This is a genomic window from Streptomyces sp. TSRI0281 (assembly GCF_001905125.1).
In the GTDB taxonomy this organism is placed as follows: domain Bacteria; phylum Actinomycetota; class Actinomycetes; order Streptomycetales; family Streptomycetaceae; genus Streptomyces.
Window position 1 is genome coordinate 176,048 of the sequence record NZ_LWLE01000023.1, and the last position, 12,916, is coordinate 188,963.

General features: G+C 68.8%; 11 protein-coding genes. All 11 read left to right on the plus strand.

The features are described 5' to 3' along the window. Positions 1 to 31 precede the first annotated feature (31 nt). The 11 genes from A6A29_RS25835 to A6A29_RS25885 all read left to right on the plus strand — a co-directional run bounded on the left by A6A29_RS25835 (position 32) and on the right by A6A29_RS25885 (position 12,894). Positions 32 to 856, plus strand: coding sequence for a phosphoenolpyruvate hydrolase family protein (locus tag A6A29_RS25835; RefSeq protein ID WP_073723325.1), 825 nt, complete (start codon positions 32 to 34; stop codon positions 854 to 856). A 1,095-nt stretch (positions 857 to 1,951) separates the two neighbouring features. Next, positions 1,952 to 3,022, plus strand: coding sequence for a phytanoyl-CoA dioxygenase family protein (locus tag A6A29_RS25840; protein ID WP_073723327.1), 1,071 nt, complete (start codon positions 1,952 to 1,954; stop codon positions 3,020 to 3,022). After that, complete coding sequence (locus A6A29_RS25845; protein WP_073723329.1) at positions 3,004 to 4,317, plus strand: DUF6271 family protein; 1,314 nt, start codon at positions 3,004 to 3,006, stop codon at positions 4,315 to 4,317. Before A6A29_RS25840 ends, A6A29_RS25845 begins: the two co-directional genes overlap by 19 nt. Before the next feature lie 37 nt (positions 4,318 to 4,354). Then, positions 4,355 to 5,530 (plus strand): type III PLP-dependent enzyme, encoded by a 1,176-nt coding sequence (locus tag A6A29_RS25850; RefSeq protein WP_241838654.1) that lies wholly within the window; start codon positions 4,355 to 4,357, stop codon positions 5,528 to 5,530. Beyond that, the gene (locus A6A29_RS25855; protein ID WP_073723333.1) at positions 5,531 to 6,175 is read left to right on the plus strand and encodes a GNAT family N-acetyltransferase; all 645 of its coding nucleotides are present in this window, start codon (positions 5,531 to 5,533) and stop codon (positions 6,173 to 6,175) included. Positions 6,176 to 6,180: 5 nt separating this feature from the next. Continuing rightward, positions 6,181 to 7,347, plus strand: coding sequence for an MFS transporter (locus tag A6A29_RS25860; protein WP_073723335.1), 1,167 nt, complete (start codon positions 6,181 to 6,183; stop codon positions 7,345 to 7,347). A 622-nt stretch (positions 7,348 to 7,969) separates the two neighbouring features. After that, on the plus strand, positions 7,970 to 9,820 hold the full coding sequence (locus tag A6A29_RS25865; RefSeq protein ID WP_073723337.1) for a phage tail sheath family protein: 1,851 nt from the start codon (positions 7,970 to 7,972) through the stop codon (positions 9,818 to 9,820). Positions 9,821 to 9,857: 37 nt separating this feature from the next. Beyond that, complete coding sequence (locus A6A29_RS25870) at positions 9,858 to 10,382, plus strand: phage tail protein (RefSeq protein WP_073723339.1); 525 nt, start codon at positions 9,858 to 9,860, stop codon at positions 10,380 to 10,382. 131 nt (positions 10,383 to 10,513) lie between these two features. Next, positions 10,514 to 11,269: a T4 family baseplate hub assembly chaperone gene (locus A6A29_RS25875; protein WP_385727484.1), complete on the plus strand. Its 756-nt coding sequence runs from the start codon at positions 10,514 to 10,516 to the stop codon at positions 11,267 to 11,269. After that, positions 11,262 to 12,005 (plus strand): hypothetical protein, encoded by a 744-nt coding sequence (locus tag A6A29_RS25880; protein ID WP_073723341.1) that lies wholly within the window; start codon positions 11,262 to 11,264, stop codon positions 12,003 to 12,005. Before A6A29_RS25875 ends, A6A29_RS25880 begins: the two co-directional genes overlap by 8 nt. A gap of 4 nt (positions 12,006 to 12,009) precedes the next feature. Beyond that, positions 12,010 to 12,894 (plus strand): DUF4255 domain-containing protein, encoded by an 885-nt coding sequence (locus A6A29_RS25885; RefSeq protein WP_073723343.1) that lies wholly within the window; start codon positions 12,010 to 12,012, stop codon positions 12,892 to 12,894. The last annotated feature ends 22 nt before the right edge of the window (positions 12,895 to 12,916 follow it).

Consider the following 12,916-nt stretch of genomic DNA (forward strand, 5'->3'; position numbering starts at 1 on the left):
GACGCGTCACCCGACCGAACAGGAGCCCCCCATGGACCGCAAGCAAGCACTGGGCCGCCTGACCGCCCAGGTCAGCGCCGGCAGAGCCGTCATCGGAGCCGGTGCCGGAACCGGCCTGACCGCCAAGTGCGCCGAGGCCGGCGGCGTCGACCTGCTGATCATCTACAACTCCGGCCGCTACCGGATGGCCGGCCGCGGCTCGCTGGCGGGCCTGCTGCCGTACGGCGACGCCAACGCGATCGTGCTGGAGATGGCCGGTGAAGTCCTTCCGGTCGTACGGGACGTGCCGGTGCTCGCCGGGGTGTGCGGCACCGATCCCTTCCGGATCATGGGCAACTTCCTCGACCAGCTGAAGGCCGTCGGCTTCACCGGCGTACAGAACTTCCCCACGGTCGGGCTGTACGACGGCACGTTCCGGGAGAACCTGGAAGAGACCGGTATGGGCTTCGGCCTGGAGGTCGACATGATCCGCCAGGCCCATGAGCGCGACCTGCTGACCGCCCCGTACGTCTTCGACCCGGACCAGGCCGCGGCCATGGCCCGAGCCGGTGCGGACGTGCTCGTACCCCACGTCGGGCTGACCACCAAGGGCGCCATCGGTGCCACCACCGCACTCACCCTGGACCAGGCCGCGACGGCCGTGCAGGACATGCATGACGCCGCCAAGCGCGTCAATCCGGACATCATCGTGCTCTGCCACGGCGGGCCGATCGCCGAACCCGAGGACGCGCGCTACGTCCTGGAACACACCTCGGGGATCGCCGGATTCTTCGGCGCCTCCTCCGTGGAACGTCTCCCCACCGAGCGTGCCGTCACCGAGCAGGCGCGCGCGTTCAAGGCGCTCTCCCTCGGCTGAGTACGGAGGACTCCTCACCCCTGGATCCATCCGGTCGCGGATGGATCCGGCAGCCCGGCCGCCCCTCGTGGGCGGCCGGGCGAAATCGTTTCCCGGGGAGAATATGCGGGCGCGTATCCAGGCGCATATCCGGGCGCATATCCATGCTTTCATCAACTCCGGCCATCCAGCTGCGCAATGGAGAGGTGGCTCGGGCAAGTCTGCATCAGTACCCGCCAGTAGAGAAATCCGCTCCGGTGCCCCATGGCAATTCTCGGCCAGTTGCGCGACACGGGCTTTCACCACTCCCGAAGAACGCGTCAACCCCATCAAAAACCTGGTCAAGATCCGGCGCGCCGCCGTGCGGAATCCCGATTCCCGCACCGATCCCTCCCGCCCGGCCACCCCCGCTTCACCGCCTCTTCCCAAGGTTGGGGTTGACACCACAAGTTGGTCTAGTCCAACTTAGTGACACACACGTTCGGCGGGGTGAAGGCCGGGGGACGGACCCCCGCCGCACGAGCGAAGCAGCAGGCCAGCAGTGTGAGTTGACCTTGCGTGTGTCGACGACGAGGTCGATCGTGCGCGTTGACGACGGGTCGGTTCCGCAGGTGCCTGCCCTTGCCGACGACCTGTGCCGGGCGCCAAGAACGAGGAGGGGGAGGGCGCCGGTCCACCCTGTGCGGCGGACCATCACCGCACCGCAGGACTACCGCGTACGACTCTCGTCCCCGGACGGCTCATTGTCGCCGCGCACCTGGCACAACGAGGCCGGAAATCCGCCCCGCACCGGGACGGACCGAGGAAGAACACCTGCCGGACGGCATTCCGTCCCGACGGCCGACCCCACCCGCAGCGAGTGAATCAACGGCAGCCGGCCGTGCGTTCACTGCGCCCTGAAGCGGTCGTGTGAGCCGTTCTCCACTCAGACCATTTCGCTCAGACCATTTCGCTCCACCGAATCCATCGAAGCCGCATTTTCGCGCCGAATCCCGTTCTCCGCGCCGATCCCGTCCTCCGTACCGGATCCGGCGGTGCTCCGCGCCCATCGGCGCGAGCCGACGGGGAGCGGTCGATCCACTCATCCACAGCACTTTCGAGTCTTGGAGTGATTGCATGCCGACGCCTGACCACTATCTGCATCGAGCCTCCTCGGACATCCCGTACTTCAGCGCGGACACCGAGACCTACCTGGCGCAGACACCACTGCGGGATCTACGGAAGTCACGGCCGCTCCGGGTCCTGTCCGAGCAGGACTTCGCCTTCTGGCAGACCTATGGATATGTCGTCGTCGAGCAGGCGATACCCGCCGACGCGGCGAAGCGCCTGCTCGATTTCACCTGGGACTTCCAGGGGCTCGATCCGACCCGCCCGGAAACCTGGTACTCCGACCGGGAGTTCCGGTCGGACCTGGACAGGGAGCTGCACATCTACGGATTCGTCGAGGCGTACCACCACCAGCTCATCTGGGACAGCCGCCAGAGCCGGCGCGTCTACGACGCGTTCGTCGACGTGTGGGACTGCGAAGAGCTGTGGGTGACCCTGGACCGGCTCAATCTCAACCCGCCGAACATCAAGGACCGTGACCGCGCGCACATCGCGCCCACGGACGAGGGGTTCGACATCGAGCTCCACTGGGACGTCGACACCACGCTCGGTGTGCTGCCGCAGCGGGTCCAGGGGATCATCGCGCTGAGCGACACCCAGCCGGACGAGGGCGGGTTCCAGTGCTCGCCCGAGCTGTTCCGTCGCTTCGAGCAGTGGAAGGCCGTTCAGCCGGAGGACCGGGATCCCATCAGGCCCGCTGCCGACCGGGCGGAGTTCCCCGTGGTCCGGCCCGCGCTCAAGGCCGGTGACCTGCTCATCTGGAACGGTCTGCTCGCCCATGGAGTGGCCCGCAACACCTCGGAGCAGGGGGTGCGGGCGGTCCAGTACCTCTCCATGATGCCCGCGCTGGAGTCGGACCAGGAGCTGACCCGGTCCCGGGTGGATTCCTGGCGTCATCTCCGTACGCCGGACTGGAACAAGACGCTGGTCGGCGATGCGACGAAGCACGAATCCCTCAGATACGGCACCGCCGAGCTGAACGACCTCGGCGCGAAACTGCTGGGGCTCGAATCCTGGCGCGGGAAAGAAGCCGACACCACACTGTCGACGGGAGAGCCGGCATGCGCAGAGTCTGTCTGACCCTTCCCACGAACAGGCCCTGCACAGCGACGATTTCGGCCATCGGCGAGGAGGCGGCGTACGCGGCCGGGCAGTTCGAGGTCGAGGTGCATCTGCTGATCCTCGACTCCTCCGACGAGCCCACGCGTGCCGAGCACGGCCGGGCCGTGGCCGGGCTGCCGCGCACGGCGAACGTGATCGTGCACCATCTCGGTGAGGACGAGCAGCGGGACTTCCTTCGGCGCGTGATCGACCGCGCCGACGTCCCCGAGCCCGATCTGATACGCGATCTCATGCTGCCCGACGACGTCTCCTACGGCGCCTGCACCAACCGGGCGTTCCTGATCGCCTCCGCGCTCGGCTGCCGTTCGGTTCACCGCCGGGACTCGGACAGCACCTATCAGGTCCTGAACGGCGCGACCGTGTTTCCCATTCACCACGAGCTGATGTCTCTGGGGAAGCGGGCGGCCGACGCGGCTGAGGGAGTGTCCGAGACCACGCTGGATCCGGAACAGGCCCACCGTCCGGTGGCGATGGTGGGCAGTTCGTTCGTGGGTGAACTCTCCGTGGACATCAGTGAGATCCAGCAGCTCGACCGCGACATCTACCACGAGGTGGTCAGCCTGTGGGCCCCCGCCGAGTGGCCGGACGAGAAGAAGCGGGAGCTGGTCGACGAGTCCTTCCGGGGCGCCGGAACCGACCCGTTCGTCCGCGACCACTCGGTCCTGACCACGGTCGACCCCATGCGGGTGGACATGTGCAACATCAGTTTCCACCACGAGGTGTACGAGCGCATACCGCTGCCACCCGCGACCAACACCATCGGCAGCGATTACTTCCTCATGCACGTGGTTCATGACGCGCAATTGCCCGGCGTCCTGCACAACCGCAACATCGTGAATTTCTACACCGCCGAGCGGAGAACCGACTCCGGGTTCATCGCCTACCAGATGCGGCTGACGAAGTTCTTCCTGTCGATGCTCTATTTCAATTTCATCTACGACAGGATGGCGGAAGCCGGAAAGGCTCTGCTCGACGGACAGGACCACGTCCGCGCTGCCACGCTGGTGGACATCATCAGGGAAAGCACCGGGCTGGCCAGGGACGAGAACGTGGAGCGGCTCAGGAGCCTCGGACGGTCCTACGGAAAACTGGGCGGCAGATATGCCGCGTTCGCCGAGGACCTGGCCGCGAGCGGCCCGCGGCTGCTCGACGAGGCCCAGGCCGACATCGATGACTTCGCCCGCCTGATCGAGGCATGGGGACCGCTGACGCACGCGAGCAGGTCCACCGTCCTCGACCGAATTCCCCGGTAGACGGACCGGTTGATCACTCATGCATACACACACGCATATGCGCGCCGCGCTGGCTGCCGCCACCGAGGACCAGATCATCTTCGATCTCACCGGGATCGAGGACCGATACACCACGCTGGTGAGTGAATTACCCGGTATCTCCGTCCGGTTCGCCATGAAGGCATGTCCGGTGGACGAGGTGCTGGCCACCCTGGCGAACAAGGGCGCCGGCTTCGACGCGGCGAGCCCCGAAGAGATCGCACAGGCGGTCAGGACCGGCGTACCGCTCGACACCATCCACTACGGCAACACCATCAAGTCCGACCGGAACATCATCGACGCCCACCGGCTCGGTATCCGGGACTTCGCCACCGACAGCCTTCAGGACGTGGCCGCGGTGGCCGTGCACGCGCCCGGTGCGCGCGTGTTCTGCAGGCTCGCCACCAGCGGGGACGGGGCGCTCTGGGGTCTCAGCAAGAAGTTCGGATGCTCGGGCGCGGACGCGCTGCTCGTGATGGAGGAGGCGCGATCGCTCGGTCTGACCCCGGCCGGTCTGTCCGTCCACGTCGGCTCGCAGCAGATGACGGCCGAAGCCTGGCAGAGCGCTTTCGAGACGCTTGCCGATGTGCTCACGGAGCTGAACCGGCGCGGAATCCGGCTCGACCACATCAATCTCGGTGGTGGTCTGCCCGCCCTCGGATATCGCGACAAGCGAGGGATGCCGCTGGATCCCCCGATGGACAAGATATTCGCCGTGCTCCGGGAAGGCATGGAGCATCTCAGGGCCGTCTCGGAATCCCCGCTGGATTTCGTCATGGAACCGGGGCGCTATCTGGTCGCCGACCACGGGGCCATCAGGGCGCATGTCTCCCGGATGTCGTCGCGGGAGCAGCTGGACGGCGAGCGCCAGAACTGGCTGTATCTGAGCTGCGGGAAGTTCAACGGCCTGTACGAGATGGACGAGTTGCAGTACCGGCTGGAATTCCCTGCCCACGGCGAGGCGGAATACGTACCCGCGGTCGTCGCGGGGCCCACCTGCGACAGCGACGACGCCTTCGCCTTCACGGACGGTCTGGTCCAGGTGCCCGGGGCGGCGGCATCGGGGGACGCGGTCTGGATTCTCTCCTGCGGGGCCTATGTCACCAGCTACATGACCCAGGGGTTCAACGGGTTCCGCCCGCTTCCGTACACGTGGATACGCGGCGAGGACCGCGGTCGGGAGGGTCTGGAGTAGATGGCCGACGACCTGCGCGTACGACGCATCCGCGACAGCGACTGGAACGGCATCGTCGCCCTGGAGGCCGGCGCCTACACCGACAGTTCACTGTCGGAGGGACGCGCCGCGCTGGAGTCCAGGGCGTGGGCTTCACCGGCCACCTGTTTCGTTCTGGAGGGTGAGCTTCCGGAAGGCGACCTTCCGGAAGGTGCGGCTCTGGAAGGTGCGGCTCTGAAAGGTGCGGCTCTGAAAGGTGACCGGCGGATAGCGGGCTATGTGCTGGCACTGCCCTATCCGATGCACCGGTACCCGGATCTGGCGCGGAGCGAGGACACCGTCTTCCGCTCGCCCAATCTCCATCTGCACGATCTCGTCATCGCCGAGGAGTTCCGCGGCAGGGGGCTGGCGAAGCGTCTTCTCCACCAGCTCACGGAGACGGCCCGGTCGATGTCGTACGAGCAGATCTCCTTGATCGCCGTCGAGGGCAACGAGGGCTTCTGGTCGGCCAACGGATACCACCCCCTTCCGCACGTCACGCTGCCCGGGACCTACGGCACGGACGCCGTGTACATGTCCCGGGCAGTGCATGGCGGGCGGGCCGAGAAGTCACCGTTCACCGACGATCCGCTGCCCGGGTCGCCACCGCAAGACGAAGTAGGTTGATTCACATGTTTCGCGTTCGCGATCCATTCCGCCAAGCACAGTTGGCGATCGCAGCGTTGTTCTGTCTGCTCGGGTTCCAGTACGCCACCTGGGCATCGCGGCTTCCCACGCTCAAGACGCAACTCGACCTGAGCGAGGCGGAACTGGGCCTGTTGCTGATGGCCTGCGGTGCGGGCGCGGCGGCGTCGTTCCCGCTGGTGACGGTGTTGATGCGGCGCATGGGCTCCCGGCAGCTGGCGTTTCTGTCGTCCCTCTGCCTGGGCGCACTCCTGCTGGCGTTGGCCGCGGCGCCGAACTATCCGGTCGCCCTGCTGATCATCTGCTGCGACGGTGTCGCTGTCGGCTGTCTGAACGTCGCCATGAACGCGCAGGGCGCGGCGCTCGAAGTGGAGTACCAGCGCACCACCATGTCCAAATTGCATGCGACGTTCAGTGCCGGGTCGTTGCTGGCCGCACTCCTCGCGTCCGGGATGCACCTGGTGACCTCGGACCTGGCGGCGCATTTCGGGGTGGCCGCCGTGCTGGTTCTGCTCCTGGTCGGGTTCGCACGGCCGGGGCTGCTGGGGGCGGACCAGCAGCCCGCGAAGAAGGAAACCGGTCCCGGGCGCAGCCGGAAACTGACCATGCCGGCGCGCGTGACGCTGTGGATGGGGTGCGCGATGGCGTTCGGCACCGTGACCGAAGGTGCCATGAACGACTGGTCGGCGCTCTATATGAAGGATGTCGTGAACGCGGCGGCCGAACTCGCGCCCATGGGCATCGCCGTCGTCTCGGTCATGATGGTGCTGGCCCGCGTCTTCGCCGACGGCTGGCGTACCCGCTGGGGCGATGGGCGCATCGTCCGGGCGGGCAGCGTGCTGGCCGGTACCGGGCTGGCGCTCGCCCTGCTGGTGGGCGGCGTGGTGCCGACGCTGATCGGGTTCGCCTGTGTCGGGCTGGGCATCGCGGCCGTGACACCGTGCATCTATGTGGCGGCGGCGAAGAAGGGCCCGGACGCGTTGGCCCTGGTCGCCGCCATGGGAACGACCGGTCTGCTGGCCGGGCCCGCGGCGATCGGCCTCATAGCCAGTGCCAGCAGCCTGGTGTGGGGCATGGGCGCCGTGGCCGCCGCGGCGCTGCTCGTGGCGCTGTGTGCCACGCAGATCCGCTGGACGGCGTTGTCCGAGAGCTGACTTCCGCGGTCCCGGGGCCGCAGGACAGGGGCATCACCCCTGTCCTGCGGCCCTTTGGCGTCCGGCCCGCCGGTTCGCCGCACCCTTCTCCGCCCGTTCCCCTCACCCTCCCCCGCCCGTTCCCCTCACCCTCCCCCGCCGGTTCCCCTCACCTTTCCCTGCCGATTCGCCGCCCGTCTTCCCTGCCACCCGGCGCCGAAACCAGCTCATTTTCGCCGGAACAAGACACAAGGAGGCGCGCCGAAGGGCTCCGCGAACGGCTGAAATCACTCCCCCGTGCGGCATGGAACGTGAAGCACCGGTGAATCCGTCTTCGTGTTCGATCATTGAAATCCGGCTGACCACGCAGAACCTGCCTTGTCAGATATTCACGGGCGCTTTTCTCCGGTTGACCGAATCACCTCCTTGACCATCTCTTGGCATGAGACGGAAACTCGCAGAGGCACTCATGCATCAGGAGCCACAAGCGCATGTGCATGCGAATGGCCCTGCGAGACATAGATCGCACGGGGTGTGCGGCGGGGGAAACAGCGAAGATCGTATGTCCGTGACGACATGACCCGCGGGCAATTCCTTCACCTCCTCTCCTCATCTCTTGGTGCGCGAAGGGAATGGAGGGGGAATGCCGACGCACATGGGCTATCCCGGCGTTTACATCGAAGAACTCCCCAGCAGCGTACGGACCATCGCCTCGGTCACCACATCGGTGACCGCTTTTGTGGGGCACACCCGCCGAGGACCGCTCAACCAGCCGGTGCGCATCACCAGCTTCGCCGACTTCGAGCGGCGCTTCGGCGGGCTCACGTCCCGGAGCGCGGTCGGCTACGCCGTGCACCAGTTCTTCGGCAACGGCGGGGCGGTCGCGGTCGTCGTCCGGGTGGCCAAGGCCGGCACCGGCGAGGAAGCCTGCGTCACCCTGGAGTCCACCGAGGGACGCAGTGCGTGCCCCGTACTGGAAGTGCGCGCCAAGGAACCGGGCGTGTGGGGGTCGGGACTGCGGGTGGCGGTCGACCATGACACGTCCGCCCCGGACAAGACCTTCAACCTGCATGTCCTGGACGCCCGCGGCGGCGCCCGCGAGTCCTTCACCGGCCTGTCGATGCACTCCGGGCACGGCCGCTTCGTCGAGACGGTCGTGGGCGCGGGCTCCTCGCTCGTCCGCGTCAAGGTTCTCGACGAGGACCGGCCGGACCCGTCCGGCACGGTCTCCAAGCCGTTCGCCGCGAAGCTGCCCGCCCTGGACGTCGAACTGAAGGTCAAGATCGGTGACGTGGAGCGGGAGTTCACGCTCTTCGAGCCCGACCGCGACGGCGAGCCGCCGCACACGGTGACCGAGCTGGCACTCCTGCTGGAACGCAAGCTGCGCGCCCTGCCCGACGCCCCCGGAAGGCACGCCTTCGCCGGTGCGGAGGTCATCGCCTTCGGCCGCCGTCTCCAGGTCGTCGCCGGATCCGTCGACCCGGACGACGTCGTGCGGTTCGTCGGCGAGTGCGCCAACGACCTCGGCCTCGAAGCGTCGGTGAACCCGCCCGTCTTCCCGCTGGAGGGCGGCAAGGACGGCGACGCGCCGGGACCGCTCGACCTCATCGGCAGCGAGGCCCGCAAGACCGGGGTGCACGCGCTGCGCGACGTGGACGACGTCAACCTGCTGGCACTGCCCGAGCTTTCGGCGTACGCGTCCACCGACGACATGGTCACCGTGCTGTCGGCGGCCGAGCAGCTGTGCCGGGAGCTCCGGATCTTCCTGCTCGTCGACTCGCCGTCCGCCTGGGGAAGCGTCGACGCGGCGCGGGCCGGGATCGGTGCGTTCGAAGCGGTACGCAGTGACCACGCCGGCCTGTACTTCCCGCACCTCCAGCTCACCGACCCGCTGACCGGGCGGCTGCGGTCGTTCCCGCCGTCGGGTGCGGTGGCCGGCGTCATCGCCCGTACGGACGGTGAACGCGGCGTCTGGAAGGCCCCGGCGGGCACCGAGGCGCGGCTGGCCGGAGTGCGCTCCCTGACGGTCCGGCTGACCGACCGGGACAACGGATTGCTCAACCCGCTGGGCGTCAACTGTCTGCGGACCTTCCCGGTGGTGGGACCGCTCGTCTGGGGTGCCAGGACGCTACGGGGCGCGGACGCCCTGGAGAGCGAGTGGAAGTACGTTCCGGTGCGCCGGCTCGCCCTGCATGTCGAGGAGAGCCTGTACCGGGGACTCCAGTGGGTGGTCTTCGAGCCGAACGACGAGCAGTTGTGGCAGCAGATCCGGCTGAATGCCTCGGCCTATCTGCATGATCTGTTCCGCCAGGGCGCCTTCAAGGGCGGCACACCCCGTGAGGCGTACTACGTGAAGTGCGACAAGGACACGACCACGGAGGCCGACATCGAACGCGGTGTGGTGAATGTGCTGATCGGGATCGCACCGGTCAGGCCCGCCGAGTTCGTGATCGTCAAGATCCAGCAGATGGCCGGTCAGTTCGACCTCTCGTAAACCACGGACCCGAGGTAAAAGAACACGAAGGAAACCGATGGCTGAGTTCCAAGTAAACGCCCATCGCTTTGACCCCTACAAGAATTTCAAGTTCCTGGTCCTGTGGGACGGTCGAACGGTTGCGGGCATCAGCAAGATCAGTCCGCTGAAGCGGACCACGGAAGTGGTCAAGCACCGGCACGGCGGCGACCCCAGTTCACCGCGGAAGTCGCCGGGCCGTTCCGAGTTCGAGGGGGTCACGCTCGAACGCGGGGTGACCCACGATCCGGAGTTCGACCGCTGGGCCAACAAGGTCTGGCAGGTCGGCGCCGGTCTCGGCTCGGAGGTGTCGCTGCGCGACTTCCGCAAGGACATCATCATCCAGGTCCTCAACGAGGCCGGGCAGGTCGCCGTCTCGCACAAGCTCTACCGGGCCTGGGTCAGCGAGTACCAGGTCATGGGCGAACTCGACGCGAACGCCAACGCCGTCGCCATCCAGAGCGTGAAGCTGGAATGCGAGGGCTGGGAGCGGGACTACGAGGTTCCGGAACCGGTCGAGCCGTCGTTCACCCACCCGGCCTGAGTCACGTCGTATGTGCACGGAGGAATGACGATGGCGCCTCGACGTAGTCCGGCCGGGGTCGGGACGTGATCCCCCGGGTGGCCCCGGTGGATTCCGCTACGGCCCCGGCCGTGCCCGGTGCGGGTCCGGTCGTGTCCGGTGCGGCCCCGGTGGGTCCCGCCGAGCTGCTGGCCGCCTGGGAGGCCGGGCTGGCTCTGGGCCCGGCGGAGAGGTCGCTGCTGCTGCACCGGGCGGCCCGCCCGGGGGCCGGTGCCGACGCCTTGCTGTCGGTGCCGGTCGGCGAGCGGGAGGCGGACCTGTTCGCGCTGCGCCGCTCGCTGTTCGGTGAGCGGATGCAGGTACGGATCGAGTGCGGTGCCTGCGGCGAGGCCATGGAGTTCGACCTCGACGCGGCTGCCCTGGGTGCGCGCGGGCCGGTCGCGGACCGGCCGCTGCGGGTCGCGGAGGGCGGGTGGGTGGTCGAGTTCCGGCTGCCCACCGTCGCCGGCCTGGCGGCGGCCGGGGCGGCCTCCTCTCCCGCCGAGGCCCGTCGGCTGCTCGTGACGGGCTGCACGGTACGGGCCCTGCGGGACGGGGAGCCCGTCGCCGCGGAGCAGCTGGCCGAGCTGCTCCCGGAACGGGTGGAACGGCTCATCGCCGAAAAGGCCGCGGCGGCGGACCCGACGGCCGAAGTGACGCTGAACGTGGCGTGTCCCGAATGCGGCGAGGCCACCCCGGCCGAGCTGGACATCTCCTCCTACTTGTGGACCGAACTGGACACCTGGGCCAGGGACTTGCTTCTCGATGTCCATCTGCTCGCCACCGCCTACGGGTGGAGCGAGCCGGAGATTCTGGCGCTCAGCCCCCTTCGGCGTCGTTACTACCTGGAGCTGTGCACCGATGCCTGACTACTTCGACCGGCTCCTCGCCCGGTACGCGCCGGTGGCCGCGGCGGACGACACCGAGGGCTCCGGCGCGCGGGTGTACGTGCGTCCGCGGCTGCCCGGGCCGTTCGAGCGGGCCGAGGCGGTGCGGCAGGGTCCGCCCGAGCCGGACGAACCGGCCGCGCTGATCCCCTCCGCTCCCCCGCCCGCCTCCGGCCCGCCCCGTTCGATGCGGCCGGAGCGGGAAGTGCACACCGAACGGCACACGGTCGTCCGCACCGAGCAGGCCCCGCCACCCGGCGAGAGCGACCGGCCGGTCCGGCCCCCGGCACCGGCGCCGACTCCGCTGCTGCGGCCGTCGGCCGCCGCGTCGGCGCTGCTCAGGCCCGGTACGACGGAGGGGGCGCGGGCGGCGCGACAGGGAGATCCATCCGCGCCCGACGCCCCGGCGCCCGCCCCGTCCGTGGCGGGCGCACCCGCCCCTGCGGTCACCGGCTTCGCCCGTACGGCCGCGCCCGTGGCGCCGCGCGACTCCGACACCGCCGCCGCGCGCGGTGCGACCCCCGGTTCGGTGGGGCGGCGCGCGCCGCGTCCGGCCGACCGGGTCGTGCATGTGCGGATCGGGCGGCTGGAGGTCAGCGCCGCGCCGCCGCCCGGTGCGAACGGTTCACCGGGCGGGCCCCCCGCACAGCAGACCGGCCGACCGGCCCCCGTACTGACTCTGGACGACTACCTGTCGCGCGGCGGGAAGAGGGATTGACGACATGAGCAACGCACTCGCCGTCGCCACGGTCACCCAGGCGCTCGCCCTGCTGATCGAGAGCAACCTGGGCCCCGAGATGGATATCGCGGTCAAGGTGGAGACCCGTAAGCCGCCGTCGGAGCCGCCGAGCGAGCCGACGATCACGGTGTTCCTCTACCAGGTGACTCCGAACGCCGCGATGCGCAACAACGACCTGCCGACGCGCGCCGCCGACGGCACCCTGCGCAACCGCGCCGCCGCGCCGCTGGATCTGCACTACGTGATCAGCGCGTACGGCGAGGAGGCGGAACTCGTCGGGCAGCGGCTGCTGGGCTGCGTGATCCGCACCCTGCACGAAATCCCCGTACTACCCCAGGAGTTGATCGAACTGGCCGCCGAGCGGCCGTACCTGGCGGGCAGCGACCTGGCCGACTCGATCCAGCGGGTGCGCTTCACGCCGACGGTCATGGACGTCGACGAGACGTCCAAGCTCTGGGGAATGCTGCACCAGACCCCGTACACGCTGTCGGTCGCTTATCAGGCGTCGCTGGTGGTGATCGAGGGCCGCGAGATGCCGGTTCCGGCGAGGCCGGTGAAGGAACGGACGGTACGGGTGCTGCCGTTCGGGGCACCCGGGGCGCCGGTGCCGCCCACGGCGGATCCGGAGACCTCCGCTCCGGACACGGAGCCGGCTGCTCCGCGGGCGGCGGAGCGGGTGGCAGGAGCGGCGGCCAGGGCCAGGAAGACGGCGGCGAAGAAGACCACGCCCGCCGCCGCGAAGACCGCCGCCGAGGCACCGGACGAAGCCCCCGCCAAGGCCACGAAGGCCCCTGCGCGGCGGACGGCCCCGCCCCGCCCCCGCAAGGCCACCGAGAGCGATACGCCCACGCCGGACGACAAGGGCTGAGCCGACGTGCGGAACACGGGGG